The organism is Brasilonema sennae CENA114 (assembly GCF_006968745.1).
GTDB lineage: Bacteria > Cyanobacteriota > Cyanobacteriia > Cyanobacteriales > Nostocaceae > Brasilonema > Brasilonema sennae.
Genome location: NZ_CP030118.1, coordinates 4,347,330 through 4,372,652 on the forward strand (window position 1 = coordinate 4,347,330; position 25,323 = coordinate 4,372,652).

General features: G+C 42.5%; 3 protein-coding genes. All 3 read right to left on the bottom strand.

Features of this window, described 5'->3' with window-relative positions; genetic code table 11:
* Positions 1 to 47: 47 nt before the first annotated feature.
* The 3 genes from DP114_RS18505 to DP114_RS18515 all read right to left on the bottom strand — a co-directional run bounded on the left by DP114_RS18505 (position 48) and on the right by DP114_RS18515 (position 25,322).
* Positions 48 to 10,607, bottom strand: coding sequence for a non-ribosomal peptide synthetase (locus DP114_RS18505; RefSeq protein ID WP_171976792.1), 10,560 nt, complete (start codon positions 10,605 to 10,607; stop codon positions 48 to 50).
* Between the two features lie 208 nt (positions 10,608 to 10,815).
* A complete protein-coding gene (locus DP114_RS18510) occupies positions 10,816 to 15,102 on the bottom strand; it encodes a type I polyketide synthase (protein WP_171976793.1) in 4,287 nt (1,428 codons plus the stop codon).
* A gap of 2 nt (positions 15,103 to 15,104) precedes the next feature.
* The gene (locus tag DP114_RS18515) at positions 15,105 to 25,322 is read right to left on the bottom strand and encodes a non-ribosomal peptide synthetase (RefSeq protein WP_171976794.1); all 10,218 of its coding nucleotides are present in this window, start codon (positions 25,320 to 25,322) and stop codon (positions 15,105 to 15,107) included.
* Position 25,323 lies beyond the last annotated feature (1 nt).

Genomic DNA, 25,323 nt, shown 5'->3' on the forward strand with positions numbered 1-25,323 from the left:
TTCACCCAAAATATCTGAGAGTGATTGAATGCTTTCTTGGATTTTTTTCACGAAATGTCTATTGATTTATTTCTTGCTTGTTCAATAAAATTTTCGAGTTTTTGAGCTAAGGTTTGAACCTGAGGTGGTGACACCATGTTTAGATGATTACCAGGAACTACAACAGTTTCTATATCTTTCACTAGTTCACTCCAGTGATATTCAAAGTCTTCATCAGTCTCACTAGCTTTCAATAGAACAATTGATCCTGAATAAAATTGAGGCTTGTAATTTTGTAAGGCTTGAGCGTTGATCTGTAAAATTTTTAGAAGATGAGGAGCTTGATCAAAGTCAACACCTTCTAAGAATATATTTTTATGTTTAGCTTGTTCTATAACATAAAAGATTTGCTTCTCTGGTTCATATTGCCGCAGTTCTTCTAAACAGAGGTCTAGTTTATCTTTAAATAACTCTACTAATAGAAAAGCATAGTCTACTTCTCCTTTATAACTGAGAGAAGGAGGAGTAGTATCTAGTAGAGCCAACAAAGCTATCTTTTCACCTTGATGAGAAAGTTGTTGAGCCATCTCAAAAGCTACTAAACCACCAAAAGACCAGCCAGAGAGAAAATAAGGACCATGAGGTTGAACAGTTTGTAACTCTTGGATATAGTGACTCGCCATTTGTTCAATGCTAGTATGAGGTGGATTTTCAGGATTTAAACCGACAGATTGTAGTCCATAGAATGGGCGGTCTGAATTTAAATAATAGGCAAGATGGTGATAGCAAAGAACATTTCCTCCACCAGGGTGAACACAGAATAGAGGTGGTTGATTACCATTAGTTTTGATAGGAACTAGGGCAGACCAAGGTAAAGAATCTGTTGAAGAATCCAGAAAATGTGCTAGTTGTTCAATGGTGGGATATTGGAACAAAATAGATAAAGGTAAATTTATCTGGAAGTGTTTTTGAATCTGGGACATCAGACGCACAGCCAGAAGGGAATGACCCCCAAGTTCAAAGAAGTTATCTTGTATGCTGACAGGATGAATGCCTAGAATGTTTTCCCAAATTTGTAGCAGTTGAAATTCACAGAGATTTTTAGGTTCGTTAAAGCCATTTCGCGGTTCTTTTTGAACAAGTTTCTCAGGCAGTCTAACTTGCGGAATTTGCTCTGCTGAAATCCTTTCTATTAGTGTTTCAAGATTCTGCTCTGGAAGGTCAACAATGCTGTTCAATAAAGCTTGAAAATGTTCCAAAATAAAGGTTATAGCTGGATTATCATAACGCGATCGCTGATAAATAATGCGAAACTCTAGCTGTGAAGTTGGGCTAACTAGAATGGTGAGAGCATATTTCGTTTGTGCGCCAATAGCACGAGACTGAGGTTGATTTCTGTCATGGTTTGCAGACTGTTTTGCTGATGAATCGACTGGATAGTTTTGGAAAACCAGAAGACTCTCGTAAAGGGGTAATGAGCCAGGTACTTCACTCCATTCGTGAATTTGTCCTTGAGAGCAGTATTCATAATCGCGTTGCGTAAAGTTTTGATCTTGGATATCTTTAAGCCAAGACCAAAGTGATGCTTGGGAAGAAACCTTAAGTCGCATTGGTAGGGTATTAATGAATAAACCTAACATCGATTCAGCCCCTACCAATTCTGGAGGACGACCAGAGAAAGTCGCGCCGAATACCACATCTTCGAGACTGCTATAGCGACTCAACAGCAAAGCCCAAACGCCTTGAACTAAAATACCTAAGCTCAAGTGATGTTGCCGCACCAAAGACTGTAAAGCTGCTGTTGCCGAAGCTGGTAAGCTGGCTGTTTGTTCACCGTAGCGTTTTTCCTCAGCAGAAAAATTAATAGGTTCAGCTTCTATTCCTAATGGTGTTGGGCTTTTAAAACCTTGAAGTTTGTTCCGCCAAAATGCTTCAGCTTGCGACAAATTTTGCTGTTTTAGCCAAGCGATATAATTTCTGTAGGGATGACTGGGTTCTAGTAATAAATCTTGACCTTTGCTGAATGCCTCGTAGAATGCGAAAACCTCTTTTAAGATGAGAGGCACGCACCAGCCATCTGTAAGAATGTGATGAGAAGTCCAGATGAATTCATAAGCATTCGAGTCTACTTGGAAAAGCGCCAAACGCATTAGCGGTGGTTCAGTCATCTCGAAACCACGCAGTCGATCTACACTAAGATAGGTTTCTAATTTTTCTTGCTGCTGGGACAGAGAAAGTCCACGCCAATCTTGTAGTTCAAGTGAAATCTCCACTTCCTTCAGTACAACTTGTAGTGGCTCATTTTGATTTTCCCAAATAAAGGCTGTTCTGAGAACCGAGTGGCGATCAACGACTCGCTGCCAAGCTCTTTCAAAAGCTAAGGTGTCAAATTCTTCAATTTGCAAGTTTAAAATGCACTGCTCAAGATGTATCCCTGACTCAGAAGCAGCTAGAGTTTCAAAGAGCATTCCCTGTTGTGAAGGAGAAAGCGGATAAATTGATTCAAGATTTTTAGTTTGGAACTGAGTTAATAATTCATCCAGTTGTAATTGATTCAACTGTGCTTCTGGAAAATCACTCGGAGTATATTCTCTATTTTCTACTAACTGACAATGTTCTATTATTGACGCGATCGCTTGAAGATAGCTCTGTGCCAATTTCTCTACTGTGACACGAGTATGAACATGACTATTGTAAGTCCAATCAATTTGTAATTCACCTGCTACTACTAGAGCATTAATGTCTAAGAGATGGTCACGATTTTGCTTTAAGCTGTGAATATCTCCTGCAGATTCAGTTGCAAATTTCCAACCTGTTTCTGATTGTATTTGATCAAATTGTCCCAGGTAGTTGAAACTAATTTCGGAAGCAGGAATTGTCTGTATTTGTTCCTTAACAGTCGTATTTTTACACAAGTAACGCAATATACCGTAGCCAATGCCACGATTAGGAATTTCTCGTAATTGTTCTTTGATTGATTTGATGATTTCTCCTAGTTGGTTGATTGCAGGTAGTTGCAATAATACGGGAAACAAACTGGTCAACCAACCTACAGTCCGTGATAAGTCTACATCTGAAAATAGTTCTTCTCTGCCATGTCCCTCTAAGTCAATTAGTACCGTTGAATTTCTAGTCCACTGTGCTATTGAAATGACTAATGCGCTTAGCAGTATATCGTTAATTTGTGTGTTGTAAGCTTCGTTTACTGATAGCAGAAGAGTTTGAGTTTCTTGTTGACTTAATTTCACTGACACACGACCAGTATTACTGACTGTATTTTCTGATTTGATGTCAGCAGAATCTGATGGTAGTGGCGTTATCTTAGACCAAGGTTGGTTCAGCCAATAGTCTAACTCAAGTTTTACAAGATCTGATTGTGCATAATCGTTTAACTTCTCTGCCCAATCAATGAATGCTGTTGTTTTCGGACTTAGTTTAGTCGGTTTGTGAGTAATTAATTGTTGATATATTTTTTGTAGATCTGATAATAAAATTCGCCAACTTACACCATCTACTGCTAAATGATGAATAATAATTAGTAACCTGGCATCACTTTCATCACCCAAGTTAAACATCACTACTTGCATTATCAGCCCTGTTGACAAGTTTAAACTTGCTTGATATTTTGTGGCGATTGTTTCTAGGGCTTGTGGTTGTTCCTGTTTAGGCGTTGATGATAAGTCAACTACGGTAAATGGTACGTTATCATCTAACCCTTGATTGATTTGTTTATATTCATCTGCAACGGATGTAAATCTTAAACGCAAAGCATCGTGATGCTCTAATAATTTTTTCACGGCTATTGCAATTAATTCACTTTGCAGATGATTTGGAACTTGCAATAAAACTGATTGGTTATAATGGTGCGCCTCTTGCTTATTTTGTGCGAAGAATCTGTGTTGAATCGGTGTTAAGGATGCAACTCCAGTCACTATTCCTTGTTTACACTCAACACTCACTGTTGTATTAGCAACCTGAGCAAGTTCGGCAATGGTTTGATTTTGGAATATTTGTTTGGGAGTGATTTGTATTCCTGAGTTTTTGGCACGAGAAACGACTTGAATACTCAGAATTGAGTCGCCACCAATTTCAAAGAAGTTGTCGTGGATGCTGACTTTTTCTTTAAGTAACAGTTGTTGCCAGATATTGGTTAAAGTTTGTTCTATAACTGTACGTGGCGCAACATATTCATGTTCCCGGCTAATTTCCCCATCCGGTGTTGGTAATGCTTTGCGGTCTATTTTGCCGCTGGGTGTTAGTGGTAGTTTGTCTAAGATGACAAAACTACTGGGCACCATGTATTCTGGTAAGTGTTGTTTGAGGAATTGACGCAGTTGGTTGATAGTGAGTGATTCATCACTAGAAACGACATAAGCAACTAAGCGTTTGTTACCTGGAATATCTTCTCTTACAATGACTACGGCTTGTTGGATTTGGGGATGGGTGTTGAGGACTGCTTCGATTTCTCCCAGTTCAATGCGGAAGCCGCGAATTTTCACTTGGTTATCGATGCGACCAAGGTATTCGATATTGCCATCACTCAGGTAACGTGCCAAGTCTCCTGTTTTGTAAAGGCGTTCTGATTTAGCATCAGAAAAAGGATTTGGGATAAATTTTTCTTGGGTGAGTTCTGGGCGGTTAAGGTAGCCTTTTGCCAAGCACGCACCACCAATGTACAATTCTCCAGGTACACCAATGGAAACAGGCTGTAAATACTTGTCTAGAATATATACAGTTCTGTTAGGCAAGGGACGACCAATAGGTATTTTTTTCAGATTGATTTCTTCACGCAACTGGGGAAGAATTTCAAACAAGGTTGCGGTGATGGTTGTCTCTGTCGGACCATAAGCGTTGACCAGACGAACACAAGACATTGGGCTTCGTTGCCAAATGGCAACATCTTCGGGCAACATTGCATCTCCACCAACAACCACAAGTCTCAGTTGGCTGTTGGTATCTAACACTTGTGTTTTGACCCACTCTTGGGCTAATTGTTGCCAATAGGCAGTTGGCAGATTAACAACAGTAAGTCCAAAATCCGATATGATTTTTTGGAAGTTTGTCGGAGTCCATACATCCGAACCTCGGAGTACCAAGGTAGCGCCAACTATGAGTGTAGGAAATATCTGTTCTAATGAGGCATCGAAGTTGATTGAGGCAAACTGGAGTACGCGATCGCTCTTTCCAAGTGCGTAAGCTTGTTGAATAGTACCGCAGTGATTGGCGATCGCCCCATGTGGTATCATAACCCCCTTGGGTCTGCCTGTAGAACCGGAAGTGTAAATCACATAAGCCAAGTGACTTGCTTGCACACCAGCGTTCGCATTATCTTGACTTGACTCAGAAATAAATTCCCAGTCAGAATCTAAACATACAACTTGCGCTTGATGCTCAGGTAACTTTTCCAGGAGTTGCTGTTGAGTCAGCAGCACTGGAACTTGAGCATCTTCAAGCATAAAGCTCAAGCGTTCTTGAGGATAGTCTGGATCAAGTGGCACATAAGCCCCACCTGCCTTGAGAATACCCAGTAGTCCTACTATCATTTCTAAAGAACGCTCTACACACAACCCGACTAGCACATCTGGTTTTACACCCAAGGACTGCAAGTAATGTGCTAACTGGTTAGCGCGACAATTTAATTGGTGATAAGTCAGTTGTTGATTGCCAAACACCACAGCCACAGCATCCGGGGTGCGTTGCACTTGCTCCTCAAATAACTGATGGATACACTTGTCAATGCGATAGTCAACTTGAGTATTGTTCCACTCAACAAGTAACTGTCGTTGTTCAACTTCACTCAGCAGCGGCAATTGTGAGATTTGCTGCTGCGGGTTAGTAACAATAGCTTCAAGCAATCTCACAAAATGCTCTGCCATCCGTTCGATAGTGCGCTCATCAAACAAGTCAGTGTTGTACTCCCACACACCCACTAGTCCAGTACTTGTACTGAGCGTAGTCGAAGTAGCAGTGTTCTGCATTGATAAACTCAAATCAAACTTGGCTGTTGTGCTTTCTATTAGAAAAGAACTGACACTTAACCCAGTCAACTCTAGTTGAGACATGGGCGCATTCTGAAGTGTAAACATCACTTGGAATAATGGTGCATGACTCAGATCCCGTTCTGGCTGCAATGCTTCCACCAGCATTTCAAAAGGCAAATCCTGATGAGCGTAGGCATCCATTGCCATGTCTCGAACACGAGTGAGTAATTCACTAAAGCTCGGATTACTTGCCAAGTTGGTACGCATGACTAAAGTATTGACAAAAAAGCCAATTAACCCTTCAACTTCCAAGCGATCGCGGTTTGCAATTGGCGAACCCACCAGAATATCTTCCTGTCCTGTGTAGCGGTAAAGCAAGGTATCATAAGCTGCCAACAGTATCATAAAGAGAGTACAACCTTGCTCCTGGCTCAGTTTTACCAATCTCTCAGTTAACTCAATCGACAGTGCAAACTCTTGATGTGAGCCAGCAAAAGTCTGTACAGCAGGTCTAGGTCGGTCTGTGGGCAGCACTAACAGGGCTGGTGCATCTTTTAGTTGTTGTTGCCAGTAACTTAGTTGAGTTTGCAGTACATCCCCTTGCAACCACTCTCTTTGCCAGATGGTAAAATCTGCGTATTGAATCGGCAGTGGCGCTAAAGATGGAGTTTGACCTTGAGAATAAGCATTGTACAGGGTTTCTAGTTCTTGGAGAAACACACCCATCGACCAACCATCAGAGACAATGTGGTGCATACACACTAACAAGACGTGTTCTGTCTCTGACAGCACTACTAATCTCGCCCTGAGTAATGGTTCACTTGCCAAGTCAAACGGTTGAATAGCTTGTAGTTGAGCTAATTGCTGTAAAGCACTTTCTTGTTCACTTGTTGGCAGATGTTGCCAGTCAATAATTGAAACTGTCCAAGGTATAAATGCTAGAGGCTCTGAAGTTCTTACTATTTCCTGTTCCCTATTCCCTATTCCCTGTTCCCTGTTCCCTGTTAAGCGTTCCCTAATAATTTGCGTTGGTTGTTCATTAACGCTGACGAAATTGGTACGTAACGCTTCGTGGCGATGAATAATTTCTTGTAAACTTTGCTCTAAGGCTGCTTGATTGAGAGTTCCTGCTAGACGCAAAGCCAAAGGAATGTTGTAAGAGGGGCTGTTCGGTTCAAATTGATCTAAAAACCACAAACGCTGTTGAGCAAATGACAGTGGTAAGTCTGTATTCTTGGCTCTTGGTAGAATGGGCGGTGCGGACAGTTCTAAGTTTTGTTGCTGTAATTGATCAAGCGATCGCGCCAATTCAGCTACTGTTGCTCTTGCAAACAACTCACGCAATGGTAGTTCCACTTTGAAAATGTTGCGGATACGTGAAACCAGTTGCGTTGCTAGTAGCGAGTGTCCGCCTAGTTCAAAGAAGTTATCATAAATCCCCACTAGTTCTACTTTCAGCACTTGCGCCCAAGTTTGTGCTAGGAGTTCTTCAATTGGGTTACGTGGGGCAATATATTTGTCTGTAATTTCGCTGTGTAAATCTGGTGCTCTTAATGCACGGCGATCTACTTTGCCGCTAGGAGTTAGTGGCAAGGACTCCAACATCACAAAAGCATTTGGCACCATGTACTCTGGCAGCTTTGCTTTTAGGAATTGCCGCAGTTCACCCCCGAAAGTGGGTGTACAGTCCTGATGTGCTACCACGTAGGCAACTAGGCGTTTATCACCTGGGGTATCTTCGCGGGCAATGATACAACATGTTTCTACATCGCTATGTTGGCTTAATGCTGCTTCAATTTCGCCCAATTCAATCCGAAAACCGCGTATCTTAACCTGATTATCGATCCGTCCTAAGTATTCGATGTTGCCATCTGGCAGATAACGTGCCAAATCCCCTGTTTTATAAAATTTACTCTCTCCTACCTTCTCAAACGGATTGGAGATAAATTTTTCTTGTGTTAACTCTGGACGGTTGAGGTAGCCCCGCGCCAAACAAACACCACCAATGTACAACTCTCCTGGCACACCAATAGGTACAGGCTGTAAATATTTATCTAAAATATGAATTTGTGTGTTGGCAATTGGCTTCCCAATTGGAGGAAGTAACGACCAAGTGTCCACTGAATCAGTTAGTGTAAAAGTAGTGACTACATGGGTTTCTGATGGCCCATAATGATTGTGCAAAGTACACTCACTGAGTTTGCTAAACCATTGAGAAATGGCGGGAGTAATCTGCAACTGTTCCCCAGCAGTAATGATTTCTCGTAGATGACTAGTAACTAATTCACTACCAACAGCGACTTCAGCTAGTTGTTGTAAAGCAACAAAGGGAAGAAACAATCTTTCAACAGCTTTTTGTTGGAGAAAACCTAATAAAGCCAAGGCATCACGGCGCAATTCCTCTGTAATCAACAGCAATGTGCCTCCAGAACACCAAGTAGAAAACATTTCTTGGAAGGAGACATCAAAGCTGATAGGAGCAAATTGCAATGTTTTTGCTCCAGTAGAAATAGTATGATTTTGAAGTTGCCACAAGATGAGATTGCAAAGGGCAAGCTGATTCATGGCTACACCCTTGGGTTTACCTGTAGAACCAGAGGTATAAATGACATACCCTAAGTTATTCGCTTGTACATCTGTGATGACATTTTCCTGACTCAACTGAGAAACTAGTGGAGCGTCAGTATCTAAACAAACCAGTTGTGCTTGATGCTGGGGTAGTCTGTCAACGAGTGGCTGCTGGGTGAGCAACACTAAAACTTGAGCATCTTCTAACATGAAAGCTAAACGCTCAGTAGGATAGTTTGGGTCAAGTGGCACATAAGCCCCACCTGCCTTAAGAATCCCTAACAGTCCCACGACCATTTCTAAGGAACGCTCGACACACAACCCAACCAATACATCAGCTTTTACACCCAAGGACTTAAGGTAGTGCGCCAACTGGTTAGCGCGGCAGTTTAATTGGTAGTAAGTAAGTTGTTGATTACCAAACTCCACAGCTACAGCATCTGGTGTACGCTGCACTTGCTCCTCAAACAACTGAGGGATAGATTTCTCACGGGGATAATCTACCTGAGTATTGTTCCACTCTACTAACAACTGTTGTTGCTCAACTTGTGTCAGCAGGGGCAATTGAGAAATTTGCTGCTGTGGGTTAGCAATAATACTTTCGAGCAACGTCACAAAATGATCTGCCATTCGTTCAATGGTAGACGCATCAAATAAGTCAGTGTTGTATTGCCACGCAGCTACCAGCCCACTGGTCGTGTTTTTAATAAATAAAGTTAAATCAAACTTGGCAGTTGTCCTTTCTGTTGCAAATGAACTGACAGTTAACCCACTCATCTCTACCTCAGACGTGGGTGCATTTTCGAGAACAAACATCACCTGAAACAGTGGCGTATGGCTGAGGTCTCGTTGTGGCTGCAATGCTTTGACTAACTCCTCAAAGGGTAGGTCTGGATGAGCGTAAGCTTCCAGTGTCACCTGCCGCACTCGACGGAGCAATTGCTGAAAACTGGGGTTGCCTGATAAATCGGTATGTAATGCCAAAGTATTGACAAAAAAACCAACTAACCCTTCAAGCTCCAAGCGATCGCGGTTAGCAAGGGGCGTTCCTACTACAATGTTATCCGAGCCTGTATAGCGATAAAGTAAGGTAACATACGCTGCCAACAGCGTCATGAATAGAGTGGCTCTCTCTTGCCTACTGAAATTGGCAAGTGCTTCACCCAGTTCATTGGAAAATTTTGTATATTGAGTTGCACCCCGGTAAGTTTGAATCGCTGGTCTTGGTCTGTCTGTGGGTAATTCTAATAAGGTGGGAGCGTTTTTGAGTTGTTGCTTCCAGTAATCCAGCTGCGTTTGGAGTACTTCTTTTTGCAACCATTGCCGTTGCCAAGTCGCAAAGTCGGCAAACTGAAGTGGTAGTTCCGGTAGCTTTGGGGACAAATTATTGCAGAGCGCTGAGTAAATGGTTGCCAATTCCCGCATGATTATACCCATTGACCAACCATCAAAAACAATGTGGTGTATTGTGAGTATAAAGACGTGTTCTATCTCAGTGATTTTAACCACATAAGCTCGGATTAACGCCGAATTAGCCAGGTCAAAGGGTTGATTAGCTTCTTTTGTCGCTAATTGTTGGCAAGCAATTTCTCTTTCACTTTCAGGTAGTTTTGTAAGGTCTACTACTGGCACACTTAATGTTAAGCTGTCAGCAATGACTTGGACTGGCTGCTCATTGAAGGTGCGGAAGTTGGTACGTAAAGCTTCGTGGCGAGAGATAATTTTGTTGAAACTTTGCTCTAGCGCCACAATGTTCAAGTGACCGTGAAGTTTTAGAGCTGCTTGTTCGTTGTAGAAGGGGTTGTCTGGTTCTAACTGGTTTAATAACCACAGTTGTTCTTGGGCAAAAGACAGAGCTAAGTTCTGAGGACGTTCGGCTTTAATTAGGGGTAAATCTGTAGCAGTGTCTGCATTTTGTTCTTTTAGCAATAAAATTAGTTCTGCTTTATTTTTAGCTAATAAGTCACGAGTTTCTGGTGTCAATACTCCCTTGGGAGCATTAACACGTAACTGCTCACCGTCAACCCACAACTTCACACCTTGTTTAGTAAGGTCGGCTACCCATTGCTTGATATTCACAGAAACTTTACCTCCAAACAGCTTAATTCGTCATAAAAAATTATTTGTTAAGTAGGTCAACCTAATTAAACATAAAATGTCATTACGAGCGTAATGGAGTGAAGCGTAAGCGCAAAGCGCACGCTAAGAGCGTTCGCGCAGCGTGTCCCCTTGGGACTCAGTAATCGCCAAAACTCTATCTTACGTTTTTCAATGTTGACCTACTTATTTATATTGCGATTTCTTCTCTTTCATCTGCATCTAAGTTGGTATCTAGTTCTGATTGTTTTTCTAGCTTTGGTACTATTTCAGCTATGGTGGGACATTCAAAGAAAAGTGCTACAGTTAATTGAATAGAAAAAGTCTTGCGTAATCGGGATATAACCTGAACAGCTATTAAAGAATCTCCTCCTAAATCAAAAAAGTTATCATGAATTCCTATCTGTTTAGTTCCTAATAATTCTTGCCAAATCTCAGCGATTTTTTGCTCACTCTCATCACGTGGAGCTATATAGGAATTGGGCAAATTAGGTCTTGAGTGAAGTGCAGACAATTTTTCTGGCTGAAAAACATCCGGCTTTGTTTGTAATGAAGCCTCTGATTTGGTGTCAGTTTCTTTTTGCCCAGATTTAGTACTAAATGCAGCTAATGCAGAAGCTTGAGCCATAATAATCTTATGCTCAAACGTTTCAGTTTCAGGAAAAGCAGCAACTTGAACAAAATCTTGAGCGCGTAGTGCTTCAAACCACTGTTCTTTAATGATAAAAGGCTGACCTGGGCTGCGTCTTTTATCGTCTAAAGGTTTCAACAGCAGACCCCAACTAATATCAAAGTCTATTTTCGGCTGAATTATTTCCCACATTAAGAGGAAGCCGCCAGGAGCTAATAAAGAGCGTACATGGTGGAGTGTTTGATCTATATTCCGAGTTGCGTGTAACACATTAGAAGCTATGACTACATCAAAGCTATACTTCTCAAACCCTTGCTCAGTTGGCGACTTATCTATATCTAGTAATCGATATTCGACAAATGGATAGTCCTGAAACTTCTGTTGGGCTTGAGTTAGGAAGCCGCTACCAATATCAGTAAAAGTATAGTTGGTTTGTTTGGGCGGCAACACAGGTAATAATGCTTGCGTAGACATACCTGTACCCCCACCAATTTCTAGAACTCTCAGGTGAACAGATGATGGTAATGACTTGACCACCTGTTCCAAACTTGAGCGCAAGATAGAGTTGTAGTAAGTATTTAAGAAAGATTCTGGATGTGAACCGTTGTTTTCCCCTTCTATATTTGAACCGTTGTTTTCTTTTTGATAAATTAGTTCATTGAAAATCTCTAATGGTTCTTGTTCACCAACAACAATAGCAGCTAAATTTTCACCACAGCGTTGCACTAAATCTAAATCTACTAAAGATGTAGAAGCGAACCTCGCTCGGACTTGTTCTAAATGTTCATTAATATAATGTTGTGAACATGGCACTAATCGAGTAAATAATTCCTCCTGTTGCTCTAGTTGTCCTTGTTCCACCAATATTTGCAACCATCTAGACAACAATTGCTGATAGCGGGGAGAAATATGGCATTGCGCCAATAAATTCTCCAAAGAATACTTTTCTTTGGCATTGTTAAAAGCTCCTAATTGCTGGAATGCAGAGTTAATGTAGGCTGTGCATAAACGATCCAACCACTGTCTGTTCTCTTGATATGTTAACTCATTGAGTTCTGCATTTCTAGTATTCGCTTGTTTTTGACCTGCTTGTGTAAGCGATGTCCATAATTGTGATGTTGTGGGTAAAGTTTGCAACTGTCCCCAAGCTGTTTTTTGTGGGGGATCAATCCAATATCGTTCGCGTTCAAAGGGATAAGTCGGTAGGGGAAGACGATAGTACTCTTGGTGAGTATAGAATCCAAACCAATCTACTTTGACCCCAGTCAACCAGAGTTGACCTAATGTGTTGAATAAAACATGAATATCGGATTGCTTTTCTTGAGGATGACGTACCGAAGTTAAGACCGTTTGTGCAGATGCTTTGTCTGGATGTCTTTTGACTAATGTAGTTAGTGTATGTCCTGGTCCTACTTCTAGTAATATTTGCTCAGGTGTTGCCAGTAATTTCTCTACACCTTGGGCAAACAGCACTGTGGAACGCAGATGTTGAGCGTAATACTCAGGATTTGTTGCTTGGGTGACTGTAATCCAAGTGCCAGTAAGGTTGGAAATATAAGGAAGTTTTGGAGGATTTAAAGTAACTTTTTTGACTCGCTCTGCAAAAGCCTCTAAGATTGGTTCCATCATGTGCGAATGGAAAGCATGGGAAGTATGCAAACGGCGACATTCAATACCTTGAGTAGCAAGCTGATTTTGTAGTGCATCTATTGCTGCTGTTGAACCGGAAACTACACACTGCGATGGTTGATTAATCGCTGCAACAGAAAGTTCTTGCCCTAATAAGGATTTTATCTTGTCTGCGGGCAGAGGAACAGAAAGCATTGCTCCAGTGGGAAGTTGCTGCATCATCACCCCGCGTGCTGCTACCAGAGATAAGGCATCTTCTAAGGAAAAAACTTCTGCTAGAGTTGCTGCTACATATTCGCCAATACTATGACCGATCGCAGCTACAGGTTCGACTCCCCATGACTGCCATAATTTAGCTAGAGCGTACTCAATCACAAAAAGCGCAGGTTGGGCAATGGCTGTCTGTTGAAGTAGCTTTGATACCTCGTCAATCTTTTCGTTGTTGGGGTAAAGAATATGACGTAAATCTACCCCTAATAGGGATTTAAGAATTTCTGAGCAATAATCAACTTGTTCTCTAAATACTGTCTCAGTCTGATAAATTTCCCGTGCCATGTTCACATACTGCGAACCTTGACCAGGAAACATAAAGACAACAGACCGTTCTGTAATCTCTGTATAATCAGTAAAAACTTGTTGGGCTGCTAAACTACTGAGAGCATTGACAGCATCTTCTAAGTCTTGACAAATTAACATCCGTCGATGATTAAAACCCCGGCGACCACTATTAAGCGTGTAAGCAACATCACCCAAGTTAAGCTCAGGATGCTCCTTTAAATGCGCGACTAAATTACCTGTTGCCTTCTCAAGCGCCGTAGCAGTCTTAGCCGAAACTACCAACAATTGATAATTTCTCCCCTGCTCCCTGCTCCCTGCCCCCTGCCTCAACAAAGGTGCTTCTTCTAAAATTACATGAGCGTTAGTACCTCCCATACCAAAAGAACTAACTCCAGCACGGCGAGGGGTGTTATTTGTTTTCCATTCAGTCAGGGTTGTATTGACATAAAAAGGACTGTTGGCAAAATCAATTTTGGGATTAGGTGTCTCAAAGTGCAAACTAGGAGGCAGCATTTTATGTTGCAGTGCTAATACAGTTTTAATCAAACCTGCGACACCTGCTGCTGTATCTAAATGTCCTAAGTTGGTTTTTAGCGAACCAATAGCGCAGAAACCTTTTTTGTCGGTAGTTTGCCTAAAAGCTTGAGTTAAAGCTGCAATTTCAATCGGATCTCCTATAGGTGTAGCTGTACCATGAGCTTCGATATAAGAAATTGTTTCAGCATCTACACCAGCTATAGCTTGAGCCTCGCCAATTACTGCTGCTTGACCGCTACCACTAGGAGCAGTGAAGCCCACTTTCATTGCACCATCATTATTAATCGCTGAACCTTTAATAATGGCATGGATGTAGTCGCGATCGGCGATCGCATCCTTTAATCTTTTCAACACCACAATACCAGCACCGCTACCGGCAATTGTTCCTTGTGCTTTAGCATCAAAAGCACGGCAGTGTCCATCAGGAGAAAGAATCATTCCTTCTTGATGTAAATAACCTATTTTTTGGGGAATGCTGAGAGTAACTCCACCAGCTAAAGCTATGTCACATTCACCATTTAAGAGACTTTGACACGCTACATGAACAGCAACCAAAGAAGTGGAACAGGCTGTTTGTACATTTACTGCGGGACCAGTCAAGTTAAGTTTATATGCAACTCGTGTAGGTAAAAAATCTTTATCGTTGGAAAATCCTAATTGGATCGGATCAGTTGTTTCTAATAATTGATGATTAGGGTAAAGGTTATTGAGCAAATACCTGCTCATCCCTACACCACCATAAACCCCTATTAAACCATGATAAGTTTGTGGATCATAACCAGCTTTTTCTACGGCTTCCCAAGCCAATTCTAAAAATAGGCGTTGTTGTGGATCTATTAACTCAGCTTCTTTGGCACTATAAGCAAACAAATTTGCATCAAACAATTCAATGTCTGATATAACAGCACTAGCTTTTACATAATTAGGGTTACTCAGCAAATCGAGAGAAACACCAGATTTTGTCAATTCTTCATCTGTTAGCCAGGATATAGATTCTACACCCTCTCGTAAATTCTGCCAAAACGATTCAACATCTTTTGCGCCAGGGAATTTACCAGCAACAGCAATTATTGCTATTTCAGAATTGTTAAATTCATTACTATATACTGAATTTATTGTCATTTTTACCTTTTTCTCTGAGAGCGATATTGTTGCCTGGATTGTAATTGTTGGTTTCTTAAAGTTTTACTTTCACTATAAGATTGACTACGAGATTTTTTTTCATTCATTGTATCTTCTTTTTTGAGTTTAGTACTTAAGTATTGGCTTAAACTATGTATAGTTGGGTAATTAAACATATCAACAATGGATAGTTCTAAACCCAATTCTTCTTGCAATTGCTGATTAATTTTTACTAGGAGTAACGAATGACCTCCTAGCTCGAAGAAATTATTGTAAATTCCCACCTTTTCTACTTGTAGTGCTTTTTGCCAAATGCCAGCGATGATTTTTTCTGCTTCTGTATTTGGCATTACGTAATCTGACAGTTCCTGATGTAAATCTGGGTCAGGCAAAGCGCGACGGTCTACTTTACCATTAGGTGTCAGGGGTAAGGACTCCAACATCACAAAAGCAGTTGGCACCATATACCCAGGCAGTTTATTGGAAAGGAACTGACGCAGTTCGTCCTTGGTTGGTGTACTTCGACTTCGCTCAGTACAAGTCTGCTCTTTTTGTGGCACTATGTAGGCGACTAACTGCTTATTCCCTGGAATTTCCTCATGGGCTATGACACAACAGTTCTGCACATCACCATGTTGACCCAATAGAGTTTCTATTTCTGCCAATTCGATACGAAATCCCCGAATTTTTACCTGATTGTCAATGCGTCCCAGGTATTCAATATTGCCATCCGGTAAATAGCGTGCTAAATCTCCTGTTTTATATAATTTTGAATTTTGAATTTTGAATTTTGAATTGTAAAAGGGGTTGGTAATAAATTTTTCCTGAGTTAGTTCGGGACGGTTGAGATAACCTTTTGCCAACCCAACACCAGCGATGTGCAATTCTCCTGGCACACCCACAGGCACTGGTTGCAAATTTTCGTCTAAGATGTAAACTTGTGTATTGGCGATCGCTCGTCCAATGGTCGGTGAAGTTTGATCTTGCTCCTTAGCAACTACCAGCCCAGAAGTTGTGACAACAGTATTTTCAGTCGGGCCATAATTATTTACGACTTGGAAGGGGATTAAATCTGATGGATACTGATTAAGCTTATCTCCTCCAGTCAGTATGGTTCGCAAAGCCAAATTTTCAGTCGGCCATTCCAAAGACAATAATTCCTGTGCCAATGGTGTTGGCAGAAAACTTATAGTAATTTTCTTTGAAATCAACCAGTCTCGTAGCTTCACTAGGGAGCTAAGGAGCTGAGGTTTGACTAGGTGGATACTTGCTCCTGCCGTTAGGTAAGGCCATAATTCCCAGACCGCAGCGTCAAATGCTGTTCCTGCTAATTGAGTAGCTTTATCTAATGAAGTGATGTTAAAAGCTCTTTTGTGCCAGAACACCAAATTCAGCAATGCTTGATGGGCAATCAGCACTCCCTTGGGTTGACCCGTAGAACCGGAAGTATAAATTACATAAGCCAAGTTATTCGCTTGTGCTTCAGTGATGAGATTATCCTGACTTGACTGAGAAACAAGCTGCCAGTCAGTATCCAAACAAATAAGCTTTGCTTGATGTTGAGCCAGTCTGTCAACGAGTTTTTGCTGAGTTAGCAACACTGTAACTTGAGCATCTTCTAGCATAAAGTGCAACCGTCCGGTGGGATACTCAGGGTCAAGTGGCAGATATGCCCCACCCGCCTTAAGAATACCTAGTAGTCCCACCACCATTTCTATTGAGCGTTCCACACAAATGCCTACTAGCACATCTGCTCCCACTCCCAAAGACTTGAGGTAGTGTGCCAACTGGTTAGCACGACTATTCAACTGCTCATAGGTTAGTTGTTGATCTTCAAACACAACTGCCACAGCATCTGGTGTGCTCAAACACTGCTCCTCAAACAACTGATGGATACACTTATCAGAAGGATAATCTGCTTGAGTATCATTCCATTCCACTAATAACTGCTGTTGTTCAGCTGCTGTCAACAGTGGCAATTGTGAGATTTGCTGCTGTGGGTTAGCAATAATTCCTTCAAGCAATGTCACAAAATGACCAGTCAGTCGCTCAATGGTACTAGCATCAAACAAGTCAGTGTTGTACTCCCAAAAACCCACCAGCCCAGTGGCAGTGTTCTGCATTATTAAAGTTAAATCAAACTTTGCCGTTGTGCCTTCCGTTATCAATGGAGTGACAGTCAACCCAGTCAACTCTACTTGAGATGTGGACGCATTCTGGAGGGCAAACATCACCTGGAATAGTGGTGTATAGCTGAGATCCCGTTCTGGCTGCAATGCTTCTACCAGCATTTCAAAAGGCAAATTCTGATGAGCATACGCTCCCAAAGCGACTTCTCGAACACGACCCAGTAATTCGCTAAAACTGGGGTTGCCTGCCAAGTTAGAACGCATGACTAAAGTGTTGACAAAAAAGCCAATTAGCCCTTCTATCTCACTGCGATCGCGGTTTGCAATTGGTGTCCCTACCAAAATATCTGCTTGTCCTGTGTAGCGGTAAAGCAGAGTATCATAAGCTGCCAACAGCGTCATAAACAGAGTACAACCTTGCTCCTGGCTCAGTTTTACTAATCTATCAGTTAACTCAACTGAAAGTGTAAACTGTTGATATGCCCCAGCGAAAGTCTGCACAGCAGGTCTTGGTCGGTCTGTGGGTAACGACAATAAAGCTGGTGCGTTTGCTAGTTGTTGTTGCCAGTAATTCAGTTGGCTTTGTAATACATCCCCTTGCAACCAGTCTCTTTGCCAAATTGCGAAATCTGCGTACTGCACAGCCAGTGATGTTAAAGGTGACGGCTGACCTTGAGAATAAGCATTGTACAGTGCTGCTAGTTCTTGAACAAACACACCCATTGACCAACCATCAAAGACAATGTGATGCATACACATTAATAAGGCGTGTTCTGTCTCGGACAGCACTACTAATGTTGCCCTGATTAATGCTTCAGTTGTCAGATCAAAAGGTCGTTGCGCTTGTTCTTGCGCTAATTGCTGCAAAGCAACTTCTTGTTCACTTGTTGGCAGATGTTGCCAGTCAATAATTGAGACTGTCCAAGGTATAAATGCTAGAGGGTTTGAAGTTCTTACTATTCCCTGTTCCCTGTTAAGAGTTAAGCGTTCCCTAATAATTTGCGTTGGTTGTCCATCAACTGTGATGAAGTTGGTGCGTAAAGCTTCGTGACGATGAATAATTTCTTGTAAACTTTGTTGTAGCGTTGCAACTTCAAGAGTTCCGACTAGACGCAAAGCTGAGGGTATATTGTAGAAGCCGCTGCTCGGGTTTAACTTGTCTAAAAACCATAGCCGTGTTTGGGCAAAGGACAGTGGTAATTCTGCATTCTGTGCTCTTGGTACGATGGGTGATGCTGTGAGTTCTAAATCCTGTTGCTGCAATTGCCCAATCGATTGCGCAATTGCAGCAACTGTTGGTGCAGCAAATAAGCTACGCAATGGTAGTTCTACTTTCAAGCTCGTACGCACGCGTGAAACTAGTTGCGTTGCTAGTAACGAATGTCCTCCAAGTTCAAAGAAGTTATCATAAATACCCACTTGCTCTATTTTCAGGACTTGCGCCCAAATTAGTGACAGAATTTCTTCGATTGGGTTACGTGGGGCAACATATTTGTCTGTAATTTCGCTGTGTAAATCAGGTGCTGGCAAAGCGCGACGGTCTAGTTTACCGTTGGGGGTAAGCGGTAGAGCTTCTAAGATAACTATTGCACTTGGCACCATATACTCTGGTAACTTTTCCTTCAGAAAGCCACGCAGTTCGCTAACTGTGAGTGTCTGCTCTTTTTGAGGCACAATGTAAGCGACTAGGCGTTTGTTTCCAGGAATATCTTCGCGGGCGATCGCACAAGATGCCTGCACATGACTATGTTGGCTTAGTACTGCTTCAATTTCACCCAACTCAATGCGGAAACCGCGTATTTTAACTTGATTGTCGATGCGTCCTAAGTATTCGATATTACCGTCAGATAAATAGCGTGCTAAGTCTCCTGTTTTGTAAAGGCGGTCAGAATTAAAAGTTTCCCCTCTGCTCCTCTGCTCACGCCAGGTGCTACAACGGGGCGGCAGCTTTTCGGGGGAAACTTCCCCCGAAAACGTGCCTTGGGAACCCTCCGCAGTCGCCTCAAGGGTCAAAGCTCGCCGGGGGAAGCTTCCCCCGGCAGACTTTGGGGCAACCCCCGCACGGCGCTGCTCTCCGCAACGCACTGGCTCCTCTGCTCCCCTGCTTCTTTTAAAGGGGTTAGGGATAAATTTTTCTTGTGTTAACTCACTTCGGTTGAAATAGCCTTGCGCTAAAAGGACACCAGCAATATACAATTCTCCTGGTACACCAACGGGTACAGGCTGTAAATATTTATCTAGTATATAGATTTGTGTATTGGCAATAGGTCGCCCAATCGGAGGAAGTAGCGGCCAAGTCTCTACTGAATTATTCACAGTAAAACTAGTGGCTAAATGGGTCTCTGACGGTCCATAATGATTGTGCAATGTACAATCATTTAATCTGCTTAACCATTGAGAAATAGCGGGAGTAATCTGCAACTGTTCCCCAGCGGTAATGATTTCTCTCAAATGAGTATTAACTAATTCGCTACCAACAGCAACTTCAGCTAGTTGCTGTAAGGCAACAAAGGGAACAAATAGTCTTTCAACAGCTTTTTGTTGAAGAAAACCTAACAAAGCTGAGGCATCTCGGCGTAATTCCTCCCCAACTAGGAACAATGTGCCTCCAGAACACCAGGTGGTGAATATTTCTTGGAAGGAGACATCAAAGTTAATCGAAGCAAATTGCAGGGTTTTTGCTCCACGAGCAATTTTCAGATTGTCCCTATGCCACATAATCAAATTGCAAAGGGCAACCTGATTCATGGCTATACCCTTAGGTTGACCTGTAGAACCAGAAGTATAAATTATATAAGCTAAGTTATTTGCTTGTCCGTCGGAGATAAGATTACCCTGACTGCACTGGGAAATCAGTTCAGCGTCAGTATCCAAACAAACAAGCTGTGCTTGATAAGAGGCAGGAGAACTCAAGGCCCCCTCTTTCCCCCTGCCCCCTGCTAAGAGCCCCCCTGCTTCTTCACACTGGGGCAGTCGGTCAACGAGTGACTGCTGGGTCAGCAAAACTGAAACTTGAGCATCTTCTAAAACAAAGCTCAAACGCTCAGGCGGATACTCAGGATCAAGTGGCAGGTATGCACCACCTGCTTTGAGAATCCCCAGTAGTCCTATGACCATCTCTAAAGAACGCTCTACACACAGACCGACCAGGACATCAGCTTCTACACCCAATGAGCGCAAGTAGTCCGCCAACTGGTTAGCGCGGTAGTTTAATTCATAGTAAGTAAGCTGTTCATTTTCAAACTCCACTGCCACTGCATTGGGTGTATGCTCCACCTGCTCCTCAAACAACTGATGGATGCACTTATCAGAAGGATAATTCACCCCTGTATCGTTCCATTCGACAAGTAACTTTTGTTGCTCCTGTTGTGTCAATAGGGGCAACTGGGAGATTTGCTGTTCTGGGTTAGCAATAATACCTTCAAGCAAGGTAACAAAATGACCCGTCATTCGCTCTATGGTACTAGCATCAAACAAGTCAGTGTTGTACTCCCAAATCCCTACCAACCCAGAGGCAGCGTTATGCATGATTAAAGTTAAATCAAACCTTGCATTTGCGCCTTTGATTGGGAATGGACTGACACTTAGCCCAGTCAGTTCTACTCCGGATGTGGGCGCATTCTGGAGGACAAACATTACCTGAAACAGTGGTGTATGGCCCAGATTCCGTTCTGGCTGCAATGCTTCCACCAGCATTTCAAATGGCAAATGCTGATGAGAGTATGCCTCCATTGCCATTTCACGAACACGACCTAGTAATTCGCTAAAACTGGGGTTGCCTGCCAAGTTAGAACGCATGACCAAAGTGTTGACAAAAAAGCCAATTAACCCTTCTATTTCACTGCGATCGCGATTAGCAATTGGCGAACCCACCAAAATATCTTCTTGTCCTGTGTAACGATAAAGTAGCGTATCAAACGCTGCCAACAGCGTCATGAACAAGGTGACTCCTTGTTGCTGACTCAGTTGTGTCAGTTCACCAGTTAGCTTCTGTGAGAGTGCAAACTCTTGATATGCTCCGTTGTCAGTCTGCACAGCAGGTCTGGGTCGGTCTGTGGGTAACGATAATAAAGCTGGTGCGTTTGCCAGTTTTTGTTGCCAGTAATTCAATTGACTTTGTAATACGTCTCCTTGCAACCACTGTCTTTGCCAAATGGCGAAATCTGTGTATTGCAGAGGTAGTGGTGCTAACGGTGACGGCTGACCTTGAGAATAAGCTTTGTACAGTGCCGCTAGTTCTTGGATAAACACACCCATTGACCAGCCGTCTGAGACAATATGGTGCATACACAGTAATAAAACGTGTTCTGTCTCGGACAGCACTACTAATGTTGCTCTGACTAATGCTTGGTTTGCCAGGTCAAACGGTTGAATAGCTTGTTTTTTTGCTAATTGCTGTGTGGCGATTTCTTGTTCACTGGTTGGCAAATGTGGCAACTCAACAACACATACTGTCCAATTCGTCTGTTTTTGAATAATTTGCGTTGGTTGTCCATCAACTGTGATGAAGTTGGTGCGTAAGGCTTCGTGGCGATGAATTATTTCTTGTAAGCTTTGTTCTAAGGCTGTCACGCTCAGAGTTCCGACTATATGCAAAGCAAAGGGTATGTTGTAGAAAGCACTGTTCGGCTCGAACTGGTCTAAAAACCACAGCCGTGTTTGGGCAAATGATAGTGGCAATTCTGCATCTCTTGCCCGCCTTAAAATGGGTAGGGCAGTTAGTTCTAAGTCTTGTTGCTGTAACTGCTCAATCTCTTGTGCTAATTCAGCAACTGTGGCTGCGGCAAACAAGCTACGCAATGGTAGTTCTACTTTGAAAATGTTGCGGATGCGTGAAACCAGTTGTGTTGCTAGTAGCGAGTGTCCGCCCAATTCAAAGAAGTTATTATGAATGCCAACTTGTTCTACTTTTAAGACTTGCGCCCAAATTTGTGCCAGCATTTCCTCAATGGGTGTGCGCGGGGCGACAAATTTTTCTAGCAGTGTGCTGTCTAACTCCGGTTTTGGCAAGGCGTGGCGATCTACTTTGCCGTTGGGAGTCAGAGGTAAGGACTGCAGCAGCACAAAAGCACTTGGTATCATGTACTCTGGTAGCTTTGCTTTCAGAAACTGACGCAGTTCTGTGACTGTGGGAGATTGTTCAATCTGCGGCACTACATAAGCTACTAAACGTTTGTCGCCCGGTTCATCCTCTCGTAGCATCACCACGCTTTCCCACACATCTGGGTGAGAAGCCAGTAATGCCTCAATTTCTCCCAACTCTATGCGGAAGCCACGAATTTTTACTTGATGGTCAATTCTGCCTAAATATTCAATGTTTCCATCAGAACGATAACGTGCTAAATCACCCGTTTTATATAAATATTTTCCTGCTTCAAAGGGGCTAGAAATAAACTTTTCTTGAGTCAATTGGGGTTTATTCCAATAACCACGTGCTAATCCCACACCACCAATATGTAACTCACCACTAACTCCAATGGGAACAGGTTGTAAATGTTTATCTAAGATATATATCTGTGTATTGGCAATTGGACGACCAATAGGAACAAGTTTCTCATTACTATTGGGTTGACAAGCCCAAAAAGTTACATCAATTGCCGCTTCAGTTGGCCCATAAAGGTTGTGTAATTCAGCGTTTAATCGTTCAAAAAAGCATTTTTCTAAATTAATAGATAAAGCTTCTCCGCTACAAATTACCCGTTTGATACTACCACATTTTTCTAGTTCGGTTTCTTCTAGAAACACTTGCAACATTGAGGGAACAAAGTGAACTGTCGTAATTTTTTCTTGGGCAATTAGTTGGGCTAAATAACGGCTATCTTGATGTCCACCTGGTCTAGCGATAATTAAACTCGCACCTGTGAATAAAGGCCAGAAAAATTCCCAAACTGAAACATCAAAGCTAAAGGGTGTCTTTTGTAAAACTTTATCGGTTGCTGTTAGTTGATATGTATCTTGCATCCATAATAGACGGTTACACAAGCCTTTATGAGTGTTCATTGCACCTTTGGGCTTTCCTGTAGAACCGGAGGTGTAAATTACATAAGCTAAGTTTTCTGTTGTAACTTCATTAATTGGGTTTTGAGGGCTGTAAGCAGCAAACTCTTGAGAGGCGCTGTCTATACATACTACTTGCGCTTGGTGTGGCGGTAGTTCTGGGACTAGATGTGGTTGCACTAACAACACCGACACTTGAGCATCTGCCAACATAAATGCTAAACGCTCTTTGGGATAAGTGGGATCTAAAGGTACATAAGCACCACCTGCTTTAATAATTGCTAATATCCCAATTACCATCTCTAAAGAGCGTTCCATGCAGATCCCAACCAATACGTCTGGTTTCACATCTAGAGTTTTGAGATAATGGGCGATTTTGTTAGCGCGTTGATTTAACTCTCGGTAGGTAAGCTTTTGATTTTCAAATACAACTGCTACAGCATCCGGGGTGCGCTCTACTTGCTCCTCAAATAACTGATGTATACACTTCTCACCAGGATAGTCTACTTGAGTGTTGTTCCACTCCACCAACAATTGATGACGCTCTGCGGTCGTCAACAGTGGTAATTCTGCAATTCGCTCTTTAGGATTGGCAACAATTGCTTGTAGTAAAGTTTGAAAATTTTGGGCGATGCGAGTAATTGTCGTTGCATCAAATAAATCAGCACTGTAACTCCAAACACCCTCCAAACCTCCTGAAACTTCCCAGTAGTTCACTTCCAGGTCAAACCTGACCATTTCATCAATTGGCGCGGACATGTTCTGGATGGTTAAACCTGGCAAATCCCCAAAAGACAGTGAAGCATTCTGAAGGGCAAACATCACTTGTACTAGAGGATTACGACTTAAATCTCGCTCAGGCTGTAATTTTTCAACCAACATCTCAAAGGGTAAGTCCTGATGGGAGTATGCTGACAAAGTTGTCTGCCGTACTTGCACTAAAAAGTCAGCAAAGCTGGGGTTGCCAGAGAGATCGCCCCTTAATGCTAGGGTATTAGCAAAAAATCCCATGAGCTGCTCGACGCTTTTGTTGTTGCGGTTAGCGATCGCCGAGCCAACAACAATATCTAATTGACCACTATAACGAGAAATTAATACCAAAAAAGCTGCCAGTAGAGTCATAAATAAAGTTGCGTCTGACTCTTGGCTCAGCTGCTTGAGGCGTTGTGTGAGGTGATGATCCAGTTGAAAACGCTCAACTCCACCTCGGAAGGTTTGAACTGGGGGACGTGGTTTATCAGTAGGCAGTTCTAGTACACCAGGGACACCCGCTAACTGTTTTTGCCAGTAGTTGAGTTGGCGTTCTAGGACTTCGCCTGTCAGCCACTGGCGTTGCCAAACTGCAAAGTCAGCGTATTGGATAGGTAATTCAGGTAGTGGATTGGGCAATCCTTGAGTGAAAGCTGCATATAGCTGCGATAACTCACGGTTGAAGATGTTCAAAGACCAGCCATCATAGATAATGTGGTGCATCTTCAACAGCAGTACATACTTCTGGTTACTCAGTTGGAGTAAAGTGAATTGCACTAATGGCCCAACAGCTAGATCGAAAGGGTCAGATGCCTGAGAATTGGCCATTTGCCGAATCCGATCGCTTTGTTCCTGAACTGACAACCCCTGCAAATCATAGACTGGTAAAGTTAAGGCAGTAAAAGGGGCAATTCGCTGAACAGGTTTTCCGTCTACTGTGGGAAAATTTGTTCTTAAAATCTCGTGGCGACAAACGAGTTCACCCAGGCTCTGCTCTAGTGCAACTATATTCAGCGACCCCTCTAGCCGCAGAATGAGTAGCATATTATAAGAACGACTATCGGGTGAGAGCTGGTGCAAAAACCAGAGCCGCTGCTGTGCAAAAGATAGCGGTAGTTCAACGTCGCGTGGCACTGGTTGAATCGACAACTGATGAGCAGCTTTAACCTGCTTTGCTTGTTGTAAAAACAGCACAATTTCTGTTTTGCGCCCAGCTATTTCCTGACGTAGTGTTGGAGTTAACGCCCCTTCTGGTGCGTGACAACGTAAGCGCTCGCCATCGACCTCTAGTTCAATACTTAAGTTTGTCAGGTGACGAATGAATTCAAGGGTGCTGTTAGTCATG

Coding starts and splice junctions, on each gene's coding strand:
- DP114_RS18510 (WP_171976793.1), bottom strand. CDS start 15,102: ATGACAATAAATTCAGTATATAGTAATGAATTTAACAATTCTGAAATA.
- DP114_RS18515 (WP_171976794.1), bottom strand. CDS start 25,322: ATGACTAACAGCACCCTTGAATTCATTCGTCACCTGACAAACTTAAGT.